Source organism: Streptomyces sp. NBC_01176 (assembly GCF_045039825.1).
Lineage (GTDB): Bacteria > Actinomycetota > Actinomycetes > Streptomycetales > Streptomycetaceae > Streptomyces.
In genome coordinates, this window is the sequence record NZ_CP108600.1 from 1 (window position 1) to 18279 (window position 18279).

Genomic DNA, 18279 nt, shown 5'->3' on the forward strand with positions numbered 1-18279 from the left:
GAATACTCGCTCCGCTCGTTTCGCGCGTCCCCGCGCGAATTGCCTCCGCCTCCGGCGAATAGTTTATGAATTCACCCTCCGGGCGAAATTCATAAACCTGCGTGCCTCCGGCACGAAAAGCGTTGTGTGTGTGTGTGGGGTTGAGGGTTTGCGGACGGGTTTTGAGGGGGTGTCAGGCCGGTTTCCGGGTGCCGGGGGCGGGTCGGGCCTTCCAGTCCCTCCCCGGGAGGTGGTAGGGATTCTCCGAATTCCCTACCACGGGAGAGAAAATGGGATTCGCTGAATTTTTTGAGACAATTAAACCACGGAATTCCAGGGAGAGTTGGCCCCTCCGGGGCCAACCCAACCGGAGAGCAAGGAGAGTGAGAAGCCGTCAGACGACCACGAAAGGGCGCAGGAGTCCTCCGGACACTCACACACCCAACACCCCACCAGGCGCCCCACCGGACGCCTGACGGGCTACCAGGCCCCCACCACCCAGCGCGGCGACACCAGCGCCGCGCCACCGCCGACACAGGCCCCGCCCGTCCCCGAGGCCGCCACCCGACCACACCCCACCCCCCATTCCTCTACTCGTACTTCTGCGGTGCGGGAAAGTGGCAGCTGAGGGGATGTCGGCAAGACGACCACACGCCACATGGCCTCTGACCTGCGGTTATATAGAAGCCGGCGAATCCGGCCCGCAACCTCGAATGCAGCACCTGACGCAACGTCAGAACGCAACATCGCCCGCAACAGGGGTTGGGTCCTCCGGACCTCAACCCGTGTGTGGGGGTTCCCGTCTTTGGGCGACTCCGTCGCATTCCGCCGGCCGCCTCCCGATGAAGTGCTCTCGTCGGCCCGGCAAATACCCGACACGCCGTAGTGGCCAACGTCACACCCCCCTTTTAAGGGGGCCACGCTTTTGTCTGCCGATTCCGTAAATAGGCGGCGACTCCAGGGGGCCTGGGTTGCAGAAATAACAGGCCGTCAGGGTGACCTAGAGTGGGAGTAGTTAGAGAAACCCGACGCAAGGAGGGTCCGCATTTTCACAATATTTGGAGGATGTATGTATCAGCGTGAATTTCTGATTTTGTCGTTCGTGGCCGCAGTACTCATGTACTCCGTCTATGGAGTGCCGCAGAATTCACCTTCTTCTTCGGCATCATCGGAGACACTACGTCAAGAAAGACGTCGACGCCTCGCCTCCGGCGAGGCTAGCTTCCACAACTCACCGCACAGAACTTCACCGCCCCGCCCACACGATGCCCGACGCGCCCTCGCCCGAAGAACGCGGAGGGCCGACCCGTACCTGAACGACCCTCTGACGCACCCCTCGCCGACAGCAGCCGAGTTAACGAGCCCACGCTCCATCCCGGCAGACAGTCACCGGCGGCCAGCGGCTGCCGCACAGCGGCCTTCGTGTCAGTGCCCGCTGCCCTGCTGCCCGCATGACTTGCCTTGGGTCCCTGCCCCTCAGCCTCCAAGAACTCCTCGTGCTTGATCGACGGAATGCTCCAGGCGGATTGGACGCGCCGCGCAAGCAGCGGCACACGATCACGCGGATCTTCCACCGCCTGGTCGAGGAGCACGCAGCGGACGTCTCCTATCAGATGGTCCGGCGTTACGTCTCCGACCGGAAGCCGCAGATCCTCGTCGAGTCGGGGAAGGCGCCGGTCGAGGCGTTCGTGCCGCAGACCCACCAGCCCGGCATGGAGGCCGAGGTCGACTTCGGCGACGTGACGATCCGGCTCGCTGGCGAGCTTGTGACCTGCTATTTGTTCTCCTTCCGCCTGTCCTACTCGGGCAAGGCCGTCCACCGCGTCTTCGCGTCCTGCGGCCAGGAGGCCTTCTTCGAAGGGCACGTTCACGCGCTACGGACGCTGGGCGGCGTCCCACGGAGCAAGGTCCCCTACGACAACCTGAAGGCCGCCGTGGCCCAGGTGTTGGGGCTGAGCCGGGCCAGGGTGGAGGCCGACCGGTGGATCGCGTTCAAGTCGCACTTCTCGATCGAGAGCTTCTACTGCCGGCCAGGCATCGAGGGCGCCCACGAGAAGGGCAGAGTGGAGGGGCAGATCGGCTACTTCCGCCGCAACCACTTCACCCCGGTGCCCGAGGTCGACTCGCTGGCCGAGCTGAATAAACTCGTCGACCAGTGGGATCTGCACGACGGACGGCGCCGGATCGGTTCGCGGCCCCGGACCATCGACGAGTACTTCCAGGTCGAGCGGCCGCTGCTGATGCCGCTGCCGGAAGAGTCCTTCGAGACGTGCCGGCTGTTCACTCCGAGGATCGATCGCTACAGCCAGATCGCGGTTCGCACGAACCGGTACTCGGTGCCGGTCCGGCTGATCGGCAAGCGGGGCCGGGTCGTGTTGCACGCCTCTCACCTGGTTGTTTACGACCGGAACGTGGAAGTGGCACGGCATGAGCGTCTGATCGCGAAGGGCGGCTGTCGCCTGGATCTGGACCACTACCTGAAGGCTCTGATCCGCAAGCCGGGTGCTTTCCCCGGTGCGACGCACTTGAACAGGCCCGCTCCGCAGGCAAGTTCACCCCGGTCCAGTGGGCCGCGGCGGTCAAGGCCCACGGAGACACCGCCGGCACCAGAGCCTTGATCGAGGTGCTGCTGCTGGCCCGCCACGTCTCGCACGAGCACCTGGTCGCCGGCCTCGCAATGGCTCTGCGGGCCGGGGCACTGACCGCGGACGCGGACGCGGTCGCCCTCGAGGCCCGCAAGGTCGCCCAGGCCGAGGATGACCCCGCCGGGCACCCTTCGCCCGCCGGTTCCGCCGGTGAGGCGACGGTGACGTTTCTGCACGAGTGGCGGCTCGCGCATCTTCCCCCGGACACCAGCCGCTGCCCTCGGTGACCCACTACGACCAGTTGCTCCGACGCCGTCGCGCCAGCGGCGGTGAACACCGCGAGGCAGAAGCACAGTGACCCTGCCCCGCCAGCGAGGATTGACCAAGCAGGCCGCCAACACGGCCATCGACACCGCCTGCCGCCTACTGCGGCTCCCCTCGATCAGAAACGAGTTCGCCGACATCGCCGACCGGGCGATGAAGGACCAAATGACCTATCGCGGCTTCCTCGCCGAGCTGCTGATGGCCGAGTGCGACGACCGGTCCCGGCGCCGTTCGGAACGGCGGATCAAGGCGGCCGGCTTCCCCCGGGACAAGTCTCTGCGGACCTTCGACTTCGACGCGAACCCGAACATCGACGCGGCCACCATCCACACGCTCGCCAGCTGCGATTGGATCAAGAAGAGCCAGCCTCTCTGCCTGATCGGCGACTCCGGGCCGGGCAAGTCCCACATGCTGATCGCCCTGGGCACCGAGGCGGCGATGGCCGGCTACCGGGTCAAGTATGTGCTGGCGACGAAGCTGGTCAACGAGCTCGTCGAGGCCGCCGACGAGAAGCAGCTCTCCAAGACGATCGCCCGCTACGGCCGCGTCGATCTTTTGTGCATCGATGAGCTCGGCTACATGGAACTCGACCGTCGCGGCGCCGAACTCCTCTTCCAGGTCCTGACCGAACGCGAGGAGAAGAACAGCGTCGCCATCGCCTCCAACGAGTCCTTCGGCGGCTGGACCAAGACGTTCACCGACCCCCGCCTCTGCGCGGCCATCGTCGACCGCCTCACCTTCAACGGCACCATCATCGAGACCGGCACCGACTCCTACCGCCTCGCCAGCACCCGAGCACGCGCCGAGCACGCTGCAGCCAGCTGACCGGAGCCCCCCGCTGGTCCGCTGCCCCAAGGGGCAGCGGACCAGCCAAGCCTCATGACCTGGTTCATTCTCCGAGTGCGAACGACGCCCTCTCTTGCCACTTCACCCCGTCATGCACCATGAGTTCAACCGACGCGACGTGAGACGTGAACGGGAGCCTGCCGACGAGGTCGGCCTCAATCTCCTCCAGGACGGCGTCTTCCTGACCTTGAGCGATGGTCAGGTGCGGCACGATCTCGGCAAACCGGCCGCCATACGGCGGAGCCTCAGGCCAACGATCAGCGATCGCCTCCGTGAGCTGCCGCAACTGCGTGTCAGGCTCGGGTACGAGATACAGCACTTCCGGGAGTCGTCCGCATCTCTCGAACCGCAGGTCAAAGGCCTGGTGGCTTCCCAGCACGTCCGCGAGAGCGGAGTAGACGAGCGCATCTATCCGGCTCTCGTCGAGGAACGGGAAGAGCACGGTGACGTGGGCTGGAACCCCGGCCTGGGCTGAGGGGTCGAGCCGTCCACGCCACGCGCGGACGGACGGCTCCGCCTCCGGGATCCGGACGATGAGCCCCGTCTGGCCCGCCTCCTCTGCCGCAGACAGCACGGCTCCTTTTTCCGCTGAACGATCACGCCGATCTGCGAAGCAGGTCGACGAGCGCGACGACCAAGACGCTGCCGCTATTTCCCGTGAACATCCAGAGTGACGATGATCACTGAACGCCGCCGGAACCCACGAACAAACGCTGCCGGTTGAAGTGAACGAAGCCATTCGAGAGTGCGACCCGCATCGCTTGACGGCATAGCAACGTGGGGTGTCTGGTGGTTGGTGGAGTACCGGAGGTTCCTCGACTGCGCGGCGATGGCGTGGTCGCGGGTGGGGACCAGGGTGCCGTCCACGATGAGCACGGTGTCCTTGGCGAACCGCTTGCGGGGCTGGGGCGCGAGCATCGGCCCGAGGTGGTCGATGATGCGGTCTGCTGCCGACTTGGACACCCCGAACAGCGGAGCGAGCTGGCGCATCGTCAAGTTCGTGCGCCAGTACGCCGCAACGAGCAGTGCCCGGCCTCCAGCGGAAGGCTCCACGGCCTGCCCCTGCGGACCGCATCCGCACCCTCGCGCCGCAGCATGGTCACGAGCTTTCCGAAGCAGCGTGGGCTCAGACCGGTGAACGGGGCCATCCAGGTGGTTCCGTTCAATTTGGGGGGTGGAGCAGGGTAGCCCGTAGGTCGTCATCGGTGACTTGGCCGGCGGGGCGGTCCAGTGTCCAGCGCTGAGCCTCGCCGTCCATGGACAGCACCGCGACGACGGTCTTCAGGCGTGGACGGCCGGGTGCGGTGCAGGTCAGTTGGCGGATTATGACGGCGGTGTCGTCGTCCAGGCCGAGCAGGGCGCTCACGGCGTCCCTCAGTTCGCGGATGCGCGGGCTCAACCCGGCTGTTTCTGGGCGCGGTTCCCGGTGCATGGAGGTACTCCTTGGTGTGTTCTGCGGCGAAGCCGATGTCGCAGGCGTTGGGGCGGGTCGCGGATGGAGGGACCGCCCGACTGCCTGTTGGAGCGGGAGGGGTGCGCTGTGCTGTCGGCGGCCTCCCGCTGGTGGTTCAGTTGGGTGGTGTGCGGGTGTCGGCGCGGTTCCAGGTGGGTGTCGCGATGGGCGGACGGGCAGCGTGGTGTTGTCTGGTCACGGTCATCTGCCAGATCGCGAGGAGCAGCAGGGTGCCGGTTTCGGCGAAGAGGCTGAGAAGGGCTTGTGGCGCGGGCTGCAGACCGTGCTCGGTGAATCCGAACACGCCCACGGTGCGCGAAGCGGTGAAGCCACCGAGGGCGCCGAGTGCGACACCGGCCACGGCGGCCCTCAGCAGGAGGGGCGGCGTCCCCACCAGCAGCAGGGCGCCGAGGGCGAAGGAGACGCTTGCCTGGAGCAGGAACAGGGGGCCGACGATGTGGACGAAGCGGTACTCGTCGACGTAGAGCCGGGCGTGGATGTATCCGCTGGCGGCGAGGGTGGCGGCGGTCGCCGACCGCAGGGTGAGGGCGAGGAGTCCTTGGCTGTTCATGCGAGCCTCTGGTCCTTGATGGCCAGTTCACGATCGCCCTGGCGGTAGCCGACGCTGCGGATGCCCAGTGCGTCTTTGAGCTGCCGGGCGGGGACGACCTGCGGGGTGGGGGCCGGGGCGCGGCCCGGTTTGGGCAGGGGGTAGGCGGTGGTGGTGGCGGAGTGGAAGGTGATATTGCCCTCCGTTTTGCTGAACAGTTGATGGACGTGCCCGTTGAGACAGGTGACGGAGGAGAAGCGGCGCAGCAGGGCGATGACCTTCAACGCGTCGTCCGTACTCCAGCCCCACCGGGGGTACATGGCGAACAGGGGGATGTGGCTGAAGACCACGATGGGCGTGTCCGACGACAGTCCCGCGAGATCCTTGCGGACGAAATCGACCTGCTCGTTGCCAAGGTGGCCGAGCTTCTCCAGGCTCAGGGTGTTGACCAGGGCGATGAAGTGCACGCCGTGGGTGTCGAAGCTGTACCAGCCGTCGCCGAGCGTGCCCTTGCCGAAGGTCTGCCGGTAGGCGTGGCCTGCGTCGCCGATGGAGTCGTGTTCGCCGGGTACGGTGAAGACACGGTCCGTCTTCATACTGGTCATCATCTGCCTGACCTGGTCGAACTGTCCGGCCGTGGACAGGTGGGTCAGATCGCCGCTGTGCATGACGAAGTCAGGTCTGAATCCAAGCGAGTTGACCTGGTTGATGGCTTCGGTGAAGGAGCCGGCCACGTCCGTGTTCGCCGGGCCCTGGAACCCGATATGGCTGTCCGAGACCTGCACGAACCGCAGTGCGCCGCTTCCTGCGGCGGCGGCCTCGACGGCCCCGGGGGCGGCCCCGGCGTGGGTGTCCCGGGAGTCGGCGATGTGACTGATCACCTCTCCACTGGCCACGGTCAGCACCACGGCTCCTCCGAACCACCCTGCATGTCGGAGTAGTTGGCGCCGGCTCATACCGTGCTGCGGGGCGGGGTCGGGCTGAGCGGCGTCGCCGGCCGGTGCTGCGTCGTGACTGTGGTGGTATGCGGTCATCGGGTCACCTCCACGGTGGCGGTCATGAACGGGTGGATGGTGCAGAGGTAGGCGTAGGTGCCGGGCTTGGTGAATGTGTAGCGGTAGGTGGCGCGGGTGTTCAGGGCGGCCGAGTGCAGAGGGCCTCCCGATCCGGTGCTGGTGACGGTGTGGGCGTCGGTGTCCTGATTGGTCCAGGTCACCGTCGTGCCCGCTTTGACCTTCAGCGTGGCGGGGAAGAACGCGAAGTTTTTGATCGCCACGGCCTTCCCTGTCACCGGCGCCGTCGGCGCCCCCGTGCTCGGTGGGCCCATGGGCATGCTCATGCCGGGCGTGGGCGAGGTGCCGTGGTCGGGGCCCGCCGTGTTCCCCGGCCCCGTGGCGCCGGACATCCCGGCCAGCTGGTGCTGACCCGGACCGGGTGTGCCGGCACCGGCTCCGGTGGACGAGGAATGCGACGAATGGCCGCACGCCCCGAGGAGCCCCACCGCGCCGGCGGTGGCGATGGCCAGCCAGGCCGCGGCGCGTGACCGACGACATGGCGTGCGCAGGTTCAGGTACATGGTGTTCGTTCCTCACTGATCAGGCGGAGATGGGGGCTGCGCCGACTGAGCGCACGCCACCGCAGCCCTGTGCGGCGGAGGCCCTGCTCATGGCCGAGTGCATCTGAGGGACCGTGCGAGCGCGGGCTGATACCGCCCGGCACCGACCGCTCGCCTCGACGTGTCCCGCGCTGCGCATCCGCGCTTGCGCTGCGAAATAGCGGGCGGCATAAGGCAATTCCCCGTAGGGCGGCCGCGAGAGAGGCATCGCGGGTTGGCGGTGCCAGGCGGGTGATGCGCTCGCTGGGCGGGACGGAGTTCTGCTCCGGTGATCGCCCAGCGCTCGATCGCTGTATGCGTCGAGCGCTCCGTGGTGTGCCCGGGGCGAGGGGCACGCAGTGCGTAATGCATCTCGGTCACCTCTCGTCCGTCGTTCGTCGAGCACGGAGTTTCCGTGGGGAATAGATGTGGAATTGCCGTGTAGGCCACCTCTTGTCCGGCTCCACGGACGGCGGGGGTCCGACGGTTCGGCGGGTGAGCACTTTTTGTGAGACTTCTTCACGGCCGCCGCAGCTCGACCGGCCTCCTGCGCGTGCTCCCCGCGATTGATCCCGGCTGTGTCGTGAGATCCGAGCAGGGTGTCGGCCTGCGGCATTCACAGGGCGCCACTCGCACTAAACTGTGCGTTACAGGACAAAGCAGCTGGTGTGCGTAATGATCGCCTTATGCACTGGAGTTCCCGAAAACGTGGTCCCCGGACCGATCCGGATCGGTCCGGGGACCGTGTCTCCGGTAAAGGGACCCTTTCGACCGCGGACGAGGAACTGCTGCGCACCCTGTATTCGGAGCACGCACGGCCCCTGTTCCACTACGTGCTGCGACTGACCTCAGGAGACTGGCAATGGGCGGAGGATGTCGTGCAGGAGACGCTGCTGCGAGCGTGGCAGCACCCTGCCGCGTTCGAGCCCGCACGCGGCCCGGCCCGGGCATGGCTGTGTACGGTCGCCCGACACCTGGTCATCGATGCCCACCGGGCCCGGCAGGCCAGGCCGGCCGAGGCCGGCGGCGAGGCGCTGGAGCGAGCCGCCGAGCAGGCGCAGGGCGAGGACGGGATCGAGCAGGCGCTGCAGAGCTGGGCGGTCGCCGACGCCATCCGCACGCTGCCCCCGGGCCACCGAGCGGTCCTGCTGGAGACCTACTACCGGGGCCGGACCATGGCAGAGGCCGCACGGGTGTTGGGCATCCCGCTGGGCACTGTGAAGTCGCGGACGTACTACGCCCTCCACGCCCTACGGCTGGCGCTGGAGGAACGGGGAATCGAGCCATGACCACGGCGTGCAGGAGGTGGTGACCATGAGTACGGAACATGACCCACTCCGGCTGGCGCTGGGAGGATTCGTCCTGGGCACGCTGCCCCCGGCGGAAATGGAACAGGTGCGTGTCCACCTCGCGGAGTGCGCCGAGTGCCGGGCCGAACACGCCCGGCTAGCGGGTCTGCCCGCGCTGCTGGCGACGGTGACCACAGCCGAGGCCGCAGGCGAGACGGTGCCGACAGCCGACGGAGACCTGGCCGACCGGCTGGTGGCGCGGGCCGCCGAGAGCGCGCAGGACTCCTCGTCCGCACGACCCGCCGTGCCTGTGATGCAGCAGGCGCCGCAGGCGGGTGGTCTGGACAGGCTGCTCCAGCGGGCCGCTGCCCGCCGCCGCAAAACCTGGCGTCTGCAGCTGGCCGGGGCCGCCGCCTTCCTGACGTTCCTCGCAGCGGCGGTCGGCGGCACATGGCTGGCGGCTGTCGGCACGGTGGGCAGTCAGGCGACGCCACCCGCGCCGACCGCGCCGACACCCTCGCGCACCTTCTCCGGAAGCGATCCCGCCACCGGCGTAACCGCCTCGGTCAAGGTCTCGCCCTCTGCCTGGGGCAGTGTTCTGCAGGTCTCGGCCAAGGGGGCGCCCGCCGGAATCACCTGTCGGCTCCAAGCGGTGGGACCAGGCGGAACCAGGGCGGACGGCGCTACCTGGCGGGCAGGCACATACCCGGCCGGCAGCACGATCCAGGGGACGGTTGCCCTGTCTCCGGGAGCCATCGACCACTTCGAGATCCTCGCGGGCAACGGTCAGAAGCTGGTCACGATCCGGGCGTGAGGCGAGAGGGCCCGCCCGGCAGTGCGTCGGGCGGGCTCCTGGCGCACCCACGGACTCGTGGACTGCGGCCGCTCCCGTCACGCGGCTGCCCCAGCGCCGGCAGGCACGGCGATGTGGGGGCCGGCGGCATGCACCTCAACCTCCACCGGAAGGTGGCCAAAGCCGGAGACCCGGTCCTTCTCCCGGCGCGCCGAACGCTCCCGGGATCCGGTCGCCCTCACCGCCGTCTCCAGCGAACCGGCCCGGTCCTCAGCCGACTTGATTACGTGTGTGCACGACGGGTCGTGCACACCGTGGCCGTCGCCATCGCCCTTGGCTTACAAAAGCCCGGCCGAGATGCCCCGCGTTCCTCGGCAAACAGTGCTCCGCCGGGCCGCTGGCATTGACCTGTCTCAAAAAGAAGTTGGACAAAAGGTGCAGACGGCTCGAACCGTTCGGCACGCATCGTCCGTGGAACTGAATGAGCGCGCCCATGCACAGGATCCGGTCCAGCGACCGCCCCTCGAAGTCGTAGGCGGCGTCCCACGTTCCAGCTTCCGTACATCGACAGAAGAGCCAGAAGACCATGTCTGTGATCGCTTCGCCCCACCCGAGTGCACTCCTCCGCCAGCCTTACCGCCGCGAGGCGCTGTTCACGCTGCCCGCGCAGGAGGCGCACGTCTCCCCCGCTCGTCACTTCACAGCCGATCTGCTGGAGACTTGGAGCGTTCCCGCGAGCGAGCGGGACTCCGCCGTTCTCATCGTGGACGAACTCGCCTCCAACGCCGCCCAGTACGGCCGCGAGCGCCTGACCGTGCTGCTCGTCCTCGACCGCGACACTCTGCACATCGTGGTCAGTGACTCCGGCACGGCGGTGGATCGCCGTCGCCCCGACATCGCCCCGGACGAACACGGCCGAGGCACCGGCATCGTCCAGTGCCTCGCCCAGTCGACCGAGGTTCACCAGTCGCGCGGCGGCCGCGAGGTCCGGGCCTGCCTGAGGTGCTCGGCATGACCGGCCCGGGCGTTGCGCACGGGCGTCGGCCCCTGACCGACGCCGGCACCACGGCGCGGCGACGGTTCACCGGGAGCGACTGCGGCACCGGGGCGTCCGACGACCCCACCGAGTGGGACTTGACGACACACAAACCATGCCCCGTCGACGGCTGTCCGGGCCGGCCCCGGGCGTCCTTGCGGGCCGCGGCAGACCCACCTGCCGTCGACCACGACGCCCGCGAACCCGGGCACGACACGGTGCTGTGTACACGCTGCGGCGCTGGCCCTGGCGTACCGGCGGGGGTGTGAGCGTGGACGTCAACCCCGACAGCGGCGAGGACGTCGGCGCACCGCCCCGGCGCGACGCGTACGTGAACGCGCCCAACCTCCACCGCGAGATGCACCAGGTGCTCGCCCTCGGCGCCGAACGCGACGGCCGCCAGGCCAGGCTCGTCACCCGACCGCCGGTCGACCCGGCGGTCGCCGAACGCGCCTGGTTGCTGCGTCGCGCCGCGCTCATGGACCGGATGACCCTGGACGACCCCGGCCCCGGCCCTGTCGACGCAGCCGAGCAAACCGCCGAACAACTCCTGCTGTATGACCGCCGTCATCCACACCTTGCGGCCGGCTCGCACCCCGACGCAATCACGCCCGTCCCCAGCCGCCGCCTCTATGTCCGCCAGGAATACGCCGCCTGGACGGCCGCCGGACGCCCCGGCGCCTGAACCGCCCCCGACCCAACACGGCCGTGACGCGAACCGGGGGTGTGGGCCGTGCATCGCGGTTCGGGAGGCCGAGTGCGCTGAGCAGGTCCGCGAACGGGCAGTTCAGGCGGGCGGCGAGGAACAACTCCCCGCGCCCGCCACGCACCCCCGCCGACGGGCAACGCTGCTCGGCCCGGCTCACAGCGTGGCGAGCGCGGGTGCGGGGGTGGGCACGGGGGCTGGCCGGAGGGCGAGTTCGGCCCAGATGGTCCTTCCGTCGGACTGCTGTCGGGTGCCCCAGCGCTCGGCGAGCTGCGCCACGATGAACAGTCCGCGTCCGCCCTCGTCGACGGTGCTGTTGACGCTTCCTGAAAACTGACCCCTGAGTAGTCCGGGAATCCTGACCCCGTCCGGACTCTTGGAGGGTGCTGAAAGTGGAGGACTGGCAGAGATACGCCGTCTGCTCGCGCGGAGGGTGTACCCATCAAGGAGATCGCTCGGCGGCTGGGGGTGGCCCGGAACACGGTGCGGGCCGCGTTGAACTCGGACCGGCCGCCGAAGTACGAACGTGAGCCCCGCGGCCAGGTCGCGGACACTTACGAGCCGCAGATTCAGGCCCAGTTGCAGGAATGGCCGCGGATGCCCGCGCCGGTGATCGCCGAGCGGATCGGCTGGCCGTACTCGCTGCCGCCGCTGCGCGAGCGCCTCGGCGGTGATCCGCCCGGAGTACGTGGGCATCGACCCGGTCGACCGGGTCGTCTACGAGCCCGGCCGGGTCGCCCAGTGCGATCTGTGGTTCCCGGAGACGAAGGTCCAGGTCGGGACGGGTCAGCAGCGGGTCCTGCCGGCTTCAGTGCGACGAGTACCCGTACGCCTCCACCAAGGAGGGCTCGGCCAAGGGTGACAACCGGTTCTCCGTCCGGCTGATCGACGGCACCGACAATGAGACCGGCGGTCGCGGGCTCGACCAGACGTACACCCTCAACCGGATCCTCGACGGCGACGCCTTTTACATGAGATCACCGACTAGCAGAAGGGCAGCGGCATCATGGCGCTCCTGGCCGCATACAGGTGCAAGGCCACACCCGGCCGCCGCGTCGTGGAGATCTACGACGCGGACGCCTATCTCAGTGACGACGACGCTATGGCCGCCGCCCGCACCCAGGTGGTAGCCGGCAACGGCTACCACCTGTACATCCAAAGCCTGCAGCCCGACATCGACGTCGAGGTCGCCATCCGGCTCTGGGACAGCCCTCCCCCTCCTCCTGCCGGAGTTGAGGGCTCGGTTCCCGTCAGCATCGAGTCGGAGACGGCGATTCTCGTGGTGAACCAACTGGAATACGGCCCCGCCGGGGAAATGTCCCTCCCCCGCTCGGGTGTCTACACCGGACACGCCTGGTGGGAAAACCGCCAGGCGACCGGGGACTACTACCAGACCACCCTCGACCGCCCCACCGACGACACCTTCGAAGACGACCTCACCGAGGCATGGAACAACCCCCCGGTGACCGAGCGCTACGTCCTGGACCTCGCCTACAGCCGTTCCTCGAAACCCAGTGACGACGACGAGCCGTAAAACCCGGACGCTGAAGGAAGACCGCTGCCTTCACGAGATCGCGAGCAGAGGGCCGGGGACTGTAGGACGTTCGGTGTAACTCCCGATCATGGAAGATGCGTCGATGACCAGTGAGAACGTGTCCGAGTCCGAGACTGCCGAGCCTGGGGGGGGCTGCGTCGGTGAAGGCCGTGGACGACCAGTTGATCGACGAGCTGGTGGGCCGTGCCCAGGCCGAGGGCCTGCAGCTGACCGGTGAGGGCGGCCTGTTGCAGCAGATGACCAAGCGGCTGCTGGACCCGCCCTGGAGGGCGAGCGCTCGGCCCATCGCCGGGCGGTCGTCGGTGAGACCTGGAACCGCTCGGCGGCCCGCCGCAACGGCCGGCGGTCCTCGACCACACAGCGGGCCAGACGCAGCCGGCCGGTCTCGGTCAGGGGTGCATTACGGTGGACCACGAGGGCCTTTCTGGTCGGTGTAGACGTCGCAATCCACACCGAACCCGGAAGGCCCTCACCTGTTCAAGATCCCGCAGCCGAGACCTGCCTCACCCGTCCACAACCTCCCCGGACAGAACATCTAGCACTCGCTGTCCGCTCAGCTGATCGCAAGCACCATGGGATCGAGGCCCAGCTTGCTTCGGCATGAATCGACGGCCCGCGTGACCCAGGCGGTCACGGCGTCGCAATCTGCCGCGATCGCGTGAAGCTCACGAGTCTTCTCCTGGGCTTTGGCAATCCAAGGCGCCAACGCGTCCTCTCGCAGGACTCGCTCGAAGTGATCGCGGGCCATGTCCGGATCCCCGATAAGAGCGGCTGCGATCCCAGCGTCGAAGCTGTCCCAGAGGAATCCCCGCCGCACCGGCCTGGACGTCAGGTACCGGGCGACGTTCGGCAGAGCCGGGAACTTCTCCCTCAGCGCGGTCACGTTCGCAGCCGCCTGTCGGCTGAGGTCGAGCGCCAGCGGCGTGAACTGGTCCTCGGTGCGGAACAGTTCGAGGCCGGTGCGGACTGCGTCCACGTGGAAGGCTAGGTGGTCCACGTCATACCACAGCCACATCGCGCCGACGTACAGACCGCTGCCGGCCGTCCGCGGCGGGGTGAACTCCACAACCCCGAGCCACCACCCGTGATCATCAATCCACAGCCGCGACCGGCCACGTTGGGCCAGTCCGAGCGGCTTCAGGGACTCCCGCGCCGCTGAGGTGATGATCCGGAGGACCGGACTGCAATCTGCCATGACCAGCAGTATCGACCGTCCCACCGACACCACCATCGGTCGTGGTGGCACACCATGCACAGAGCTGTTCAGCAACACTGGGCGTCACCGCTCCACGGAAGTTGGACCGGAACCACTTCACGTGACCAGAGCTGCTCGCCTCAGCCGGTGATGCTCTTCTGCAGCTCAGGTGTATCTGGATTCTCGGCGGCGAGCTGTAGCCGCCCTTCGGCCTTCTCTGCCACCCAGCGGGCCAGGAGCCCCGCGCCGAGAAACGCCACCGCCAGCCCGGCCCACCCCGCTGGCCCGTTCGCGATCACCCCCACCGTCACCAGCATGGGGCCGACCGCCACTTGGACGCTGGATCCCAGATGAAAGGCGGCGAGGTACTCGACGCGGGAGCGGGTGGGCGCGAGGCCGAAAGAGAGACTCCACTGGCCGGCGGACTGAAGCAGTTCGCCCCAGGTGAGCAGGACGGTGCCGGTTAGGATCACGGCGAGTGCGGAAAGCACGGAGCCGACGTACGCCGCTGCAGCGAAGCACCCACAGCACAGCGCCAGCACCATGCCTGCCCTGCGCAGGGCGACCGCTCCGTCGGACACCTTCTCGGTCCCCCGGGCCACCCGCACCTGGAACAGCACGGCCAGCACCGTGTTGACGACCAGCACAACCGCCACGACCCACTCCGGTGCGCTCGTCCGCGTAGTGATCCACAGAGGTACGCCCACACTGAGCAGCGTCATATGGAGCAGGAGCACCGCATTCACGCCGGAGGCGGCGATGTACCAACGGTCACGCAACGCCGGGAAGGGCGGGCCGTCACCGCCCACCGCCGCACGTGGGGGCCGGCCGCCGGGGCGCACCCGAAGAAAGGCCAGCAGTATCGCGGACAGCAGGAACGAGAGCGCGTCGCCCACCATGACGGCGAGAAACGACGTCCGGGTCCCTGTCTGGATGGCGAGCGCGGCCAGCAAGGCACCGCCGGTGTAGCCGACGTTGTAGACGACCCGAAGCGTCGCCGACATCCGGGTGCGATGTTCCTCGCCGACCACCTGCTCCGCCAGCGCCTGGTTCATGGGACGTGCGGCCTGCTCGGCCACCCCGAGCAGGCCCGCGACGACCAGGAAGGAGACGAAGTCGTCCACGAAGGCGTAGGCGGCGAACCCGATGGCACAGGTCAGGTGGAGCCCGATCAGGACCATGCGCGGTGACCGTCCGTCGGCCAGCCTGCCGAAGGGGACGGGCGCCAGGAAGCCGAGCACTCCGGCGACCGAGAGGCCGGTTCCGACCTGGGCGACGTTCAGGCCGACGATCTTCGTGAAGAAGAGAACCGCCCCCGCCAGGTAGAGGCCGGTGCCCGTGGCGTCGACGAGCCCCACCAGCAGCAGGCTGGTGCCGCCGGGCGGCACCATCGGCCGCGGCCAGGCCCCGTTCACCGGACCGCCACCGCGGGTTCGGAGACCTCGACCCGGACGAGGTCATGGGCCCGTTCCGCGTGGGCGACCGCCTCGCCGGTGTTCTCCCCCGTGCACAGCACATAGCCCTGGCGGTCCGTGGAGGAGGCGAGCCGGCCGAGTTCCTGCCCGGCCTCCAGCGTGCACTGGAAGCGGACGACGCCAGGTGCGTTCTCGGCCTCTACGGTGCCCCCGACCCCGACGACGCGGACGTCCTCGTACGAGAAGAACCGGATCGCGGCCGCCGGTGCGACGGGTGTGCGCTTGGGGCGGGGCAGGGAGAGCAGGGTGGTGAACGTCTCCGTCATCAGGTCGATGCCGCTGGTCATCTGGCACATTTCCCAGATTTGGTCGCCGCCGACCCTGGTCTGTGCCTCGATGATCCTGGGGCCGGCGTCCGTGAGGCGGAGTTCCGTGTGTACCGGGCCGTCCCGCTGATCGATGAGGGTCAGGAAGACGGTGATCAGTTCCTCGATCGCGATGCGGGACGCCTCGTCCAGCCGGGCGGGGACCTGATGTCCCGTCTCGACGAAACGGGGCAGCTGTGTGGTGACCTTCTCGGTGATGGCGGCGATCTCGTGACGGCCCGACGCCGAGAAGGATTCCACGCTGTACTCGGGGCCGACCAGGAACTCCTCGGCGAGGACCGGTCCGTCGGTGGCCTGGCATGTGAACTCCCAGCTCTTGCTGAGTAGTTCCTCCGTCTCCGCCAGGCAGACGCCCTCGCTCAGGCCGCCGTCCAGGGGCTTGAGTACGACGGGGGCCCCGAGCTCACGCATGAACCGGCGCGCCTCATCGAGGTCCTGGCACAGTCGGTGGCGTACGGGGCTCACCCCGTGCCGGTCGAGCAGTTCACGGCACTTCGTCTTGTCCCTGGTCAGTTCCACCGCGGTCAGGTTGTCCCCGGGGATGCCCAGGTCGCGGGCGCACTGGGAGGCCGGATACAGCCCGTACTCGGTGAACGACGCGACTGCGTCGAACGGATCGACCGAGTGCCAGGCCCGTGCCATGGCCAGGACCTCCTCAAGATTCCGGTAGTCCAGGACCGCGTAGTGCGCCGCGTTCGTGTACTGCCGTGCGCTCACCCGCTCGGGCAGCTGCATCATGGAGTAGCGCACGCCCAGCCTGTCCAGCTTGTCGAGTTCACTGCCGGGCCCGCCGACCAGCAGCACGTGTTTCCGTGTCATCGCCGCCACCCCTGTCACGGCCTGAGCCGGGACAGGTCGAGGTCCATGCGGTTCGCCCAGGACCGGGCGCGCATGAGTACGACGTCGACGAGTTCGGGGTGATTGCGCCTGACCTCGTCGGGGTTCAGCAGCAACGCGAGCAGTTCGTTCATCCGCTGACGGATGTGGGTCGGCAGGTTCTGCTCGTCGAGGCACTTGCGTCCCAGGCCGATCGAATCGCTCAGCAGCTGGATGCGGTGGTACCAGTTCGCCGGCAGGTACAGGACGTCGCCGGGTCTCAGCACGCACCGCATCAGCCGCGTCTCGGGCGCCTCGCATAGCTTGCGCCAGTCTGCCTCGGTGGTGCCGCTCAGCTCGGTCTCGGGCGCCATGACGTACCAGAGCTTCTCGCCGACGATCTGCGCGTGCATCACGTCGACCGAGTACGAGTCCTGGTGCAGCCGGGTGACACCACCCCGCTGGCCGAGCCACAGCTGGTGATTGGTCGACGCGGACTCGCCGTACAGGTTACGCCGGAAGTCGTACTGGGCGATGTCCATCTCTGGCATGTCCGCGGCCAGTTCGGGAGCGGTCGTCTGGTAGTACCACTCCTGGAGGTAGATCGGGGTCGCGTCGTCGCCCTGGTTGTCCCTCAGCATCCGGACGAACTCGCCGAGGCGCGCCTCGCGGGCCGCCTCGGTGTTGTAGCTGTCGACGACCACGTGCACCGAGCCGCACCGCTCGGCGAGATGGTCGAAGGACCAGGTCCGTACGGAGGGCCAGTCGGCGACATGGCCCTCCAAGACCACGGGGCGCATCGGGTGCCGGTACTCGGCGGCAAACTCCTGCGCGGTCAAACCGCTGCGGCGCTCGATGTCCGGGGCCGTCGTCACCGCCTCGGCGAGCGGGCCGGTGTGGAAGGCCTGCTCGACGGCGGTGGGACTGTCCCGGTCGTGTCGGCGCAGGACGTTGGGCTCGATGGTCACGAGTGCCCCTCTTGTTGGCTTTTCCTGTTGCTGTCGGCAACGAACGTGCGCAGCAGCGCCAGCAGGTCGCGCCGCGGCGCCCCTTGCCCGGGGAGCCGGCGGTGGACGAAGTGGTCGCCGTCGAGCCAGATCAACCGTCGTGTCCTGGCCTTCTCGGCGCTGTCCAGATAGCCGTCCAGGACCGTCGCGGGCACCACTTGGTCGTCTCGGGCACCGACGATCAGCAGATCGCCGGTGAACTCCCGCATCGCCGCATAGGCTGGCGAGTCGGCGTACCTGCCGGGGCGCGCGAGGCTTCCGTCGAACGGCAGATCGGCCGCGTGGCCGGGGTAGGCCGCGGGGCAGAACAGGACCAGGGCTCGCGGGTCGAGTACGGGCACGGTCCATGCTGCGAGATGGGCGCCCATGCTGGTCCCCATGACGACGGGACGCGTCTCGCCGTCCAGCAGCCGGGCCGCAGCCAGGGACTCGTCCCGGCGCCGTCGCAGGGTCGCCTCCTCCAGCACGCCCGTGCTCTCGCCATTGCCCGAGAACTCGAAGGTCACAGAGGAGTGCCCGTGCGCCGCCAGGTCGTCCAGCAGATAGCGGACACCGTGCCGGGTCGCGGTGGGGCCGAGCCCGTGCAGGTGGATGAGGGCGGGCGCGGCGCCGTCGGGTGCGTAGACCCTGGTTGCAGCCAGCCGGTGCTCGGCTACGTGGAAGAAGACGTCTTCGGTATGCGGCTGGAAGGTGCTGGCGTTTTGAGGGCGCGGCAGCATGCTGTCCGCCGCCGTGGCGATCTGGGTCATG

At 68.3% G+C, this 18279-nt stretch carries 20 protein-coding genes and 3 pseudogenes; 10 read left to right on the forward strand and 13 right to left on the reverse strand.

The genetic code is table 11. From position 1 onward, the window contains the following. The first annotated feature begins 1505 nt into the window (after window positions 1-1505). The 3 genes from istA to istB all read left to right on the forward strand — a co-directional run bounded on the left by istA (window position 1506) and on the right by istB (window position 3713). Window positions 1506-2597, forward strand: coding sequence for an IS21 family transposase (gene istA / locus OG199_RS00005; protein ID WP_356809565.1), 1092 nt, complete (start codon window positions 1506-1508; stop codon window positions 2595-2597). Then, complete coding sequence (locus OG199_RS00010) at window positions 2594-2851, forward strand: hypothetical protein (RefSeq protein WP_356809566.1); 258 nt, start codon at window positions 2594-2596, stop codon at window positions 2849-2851. The genes istA and OG199_RS00010 overlap by 4 nt, the downstream gene beginning before the upstream one ends. Before the next feature lie 67 nt (window positions 2852-2918). Next, window positions 2919-3713 carry an IS21-like element helper ATPase IstB gene (istB, locus tag OG199_RS00015; protein WP_405827100.1) on the forward strand — a complete coding sequence of 265 codons (795 nt, stop codon included), beginning with the start codon at window positions 2919-2921 and terminating at the stop codon, window positions 3711-3713. 64 nt (window positions 3714-3777) lie between these two features. Here the strand turns inward: istB and OG199_RS00020 are convergent, their stop codons facing one another. The 6 genes and pseudogenes from OG199_RS00020 to OG199_RS00045 form a co-directional block, all read right to left on the reverse strand. Next, complete coding sequence (locus tag OG199_RS00020; RefSeq protein ID WP_356808857.1) at window positions 3778-4308, reverse strand: 2'-5' RNA ligase family protein; 531 nt, start codon at window positions 4306-4308, stop codon at window positions 3778-3780. Between the two features lie 212 nt (window positions 4309-4520). After that, window positions 4521-4882: pseudogene (locus OG199_RS00025) on the reverse strand (transposase family protein); the annotation flags it as partial. 14 nt (window positions 4883-4896) lie between these two features. Continuing rightward, the gene (locus OG199_RS00030; RefSeq protein ID WP_356808858.1) at window positions 4897-5166 is read right to left on the reverse strand and encodes a hypothetical protein; all 270 of its coding nucleotides are present in this window, start codon (window positions 5164-5166) and stop codon (window positions 4897-4899) included. Between the two features lie 136 nt (window positions 5167-5302). After that, window positions 5303-5758: a hypothetical protein gene (locus OG199_RS00035; RefSeq protein ID WP_405827103.1), complete on the reverse strand. Its 456-nt coding sequence runs from the start codon at window positions 5756-5758 to the stop codon at window positions 5303-5305. Next, entirely contained in the window at window positions 5755-6645 is an 891-nt protein-coding gene (locus tag OG199_RS00040; RefSeq protein ID WP_356808860.1) for a metallophosphoesterase, read from the reverse strand. Before OG199_RS00040 ends, OG199_RS00035 begins: the two co-directional genes overlap by 4 nt. A gap of 122 nt (window positions 6646-6767) precedes the next feature. Then, window positions 6768-7313, reverse strand: a complete 546-nt coding sequence (locus OG199_RS00045) for a cupredoxin family copper-binding protein (protein WP_356808861.1) — start codon at window positions 7311-7313, stop codon at window positions 6768-6770. A gap of 704 nt (window positions 7314-8017) precedes the next feature. Here OG199_RS00045 and OG199_RS00050 point away from each other — a divergent pair. The 4 genes from OG199_RS00050 (at window position 8018) to OG199_RS00065 (ending at window position 11134) form a co-directional block, all read left to right on the forward strand. Beyond that, complete coding sequence (locus OG199_RS00050; RefSeq protein WP_356808862.1) at window positions 8018-8620, forward strand: sigma-70 family RNA polymerase sigma factor; 603 nt, start codon at window positions 8018-8020, stop codon at window positions 8618-8620. A gap of 25 nt (window positions 8621-8645) precedes the next feature. Next, window positions 8646-9434, forward strand: coding sequence for an anti-sigma factor family protein (locus OG199_RS00055; protein ID WP_405827106.1), 789 nt, complete (start codon window positions 8646-8648; stop codon window positions 9432-9434). A 565-nt stretch (window positions 9435-9999) separates the two neighbouring features. Next, the gene (locus OG199_RS00060; protein WP_405827108.1) at window positions 10000-10428 is read left to right on the forward strand and encodes an ATP-binding protein; all 429 of its coding nucleotides are present in this window, start codon (window positions 10000-10002) and stop codon (window positions 10426-10428) included. A gap of 286 nt (window positions 10429-10714) precedes the next feature. Further along, on the forward strand, window positions 10715-11134 hold the full coding sequence (locus OG199_RS00065) for a hypothetical protein (RefSeq protein WP_356808865.1): 420 nt from the start codon (window positions 10715-10717) through the stop codon (window positions 11132-11134). Window positions 11135-11311: 177 nt separating this feature from the next. On the opposite strand, the gene OG199_RS00070 is transcribed toward OG199_RS00065, so the two are convergent. Continuing rightward, on the reverse strand, window positions 11312-11434 hold the full coding sequence (locus OG199_RS00070) for a hypothetical protein (RefSeq protein ID WP_405827110.1): 123 nt from the start codon (window positions 11432-11434) through the stop codon (window positions 11312-11314). A 104-nt stretch (window positions 11435-11538) separates the two neighbouring features. On the opposite strand from OG199_RS00070, the pseudogene OG199_RS00075 reads away from it, so the two are divergent. The 3 genes and pseudogenes from OG199_RS00075 to OG199_RS00085 form a co-directional block, all read left to right on the forward strand. Then, window positions 11539-11969, forward strand: a pseudogene (locus OG199_RS00075) (IS21 family transposase); the annotation flags it as partial. After that, window positions 11902-12285: a NucA/NucB deoxyribonuclease domain-containing protein gene (locus tag OG199_RS00080; RefSeq protein WP_405834363.1), complete on the forward strand. Its 384-nt coding sequence runs from the start codon at window positions 11902-11904 to the stop codon at window positions 12283-12285. The pseudogene OG199_RS00075 and the gene OG199_RS00080, both read left to right, overlap by 68 nt. Continuing rightward, window positions 12171-12689 carry a hypothetical protein gene (locus OG199_RS00085; protein ID WP_405834365.1) on the forward strand — a complete coding sequence of 173 codons (519 nt, stop codon included), beginning with the start codon at window positions 12171-12173 and terminating at the stop codon, window positions 12687-12689. Before OG199_RS00080 ends, OG199_RS00085 begins: the two co-directional genes overlap by 115 nt. A 228-nt stretch (window positions 12690-12917) precedes the next feature. On the opposite strand, the pseudogene OG199_RS00090 reads toward OG199_RS00085, so the two are convergent. From OG199_RS00090 to OG199_RS00115, 6 genes and pseudogenes are all read right to left on the reverse strand, one after another. Continuing rightward, a pseudogene (locus tag OG199_RS00090) lies at window positions 12918-13124 on the reverse strand (IS481 family transposase); the annotation flags it as partial. Window positions 13125-13263: 139 nt separating this feature from the next. Next, window positions 13264-13983: a hypothetical protein gene (locus OG199_RS00095; RefSeq protein WP_405827112.1), complete on the reverse strand. Its 720-nt coding sequence runs from the start codon at window positions 13981-13983 to the stop codon at window positions 13264-13266. A gap of 62 nt (window positions 13984-14045) precedes the next feature. Continuing rightward, complete coding sequence (locus OG199_RS00100; RefSeq protein WP_405827114.1) at window positions 14046-15320, reverse strand: MFS transporter; 1275 nt, start codon at window positions 15318-15320, stop codon at window positions 14046-14048. After that, window positions 15317-16525 carry an ATP-grasp domain-containing protein gene (locus tag OG199_RS00105; protein ID WP_356802798.1) on the reverse strand — a complete coding sequence of 403 codons (1209 nt, stop codon included), beginning with the start codon at window positions 16523-16525 and terminating at the stop codon, window positions 15317-15319. Before OG199_RS00105 ends, OG199_RS00100 begins: the two co-directional genes overlap by 4 nt. Before the next feature lie 14 nt (window positions 16526-16539). Further along, complete coding sequence (locus tag OG199_RS00110; protein WP_405827116.1) at window positions 16540-17490, reverse strand: cupin-like domain-containing protein; 951 nt, start codon at window positions 17488-17490, stop codon at window positions 16540-16542. Beyond that, window positions 17487-18278, reverse strand: a complete 792-nt coding sequence (locus OG199_RS00115; RefSeq protein ID WP_405827118.1) for an alpha/beta hydrolase — start codon at window positions 18276-18278, stop codon at window positions 17487-17489. The genes OG199_RS00110 and OG199_RS00115 overlap by 4 nt, the downstream gene beginning before the upstream one ends. Between the last annotated feature and the right edge of the window lies 1 nt (window position 18279).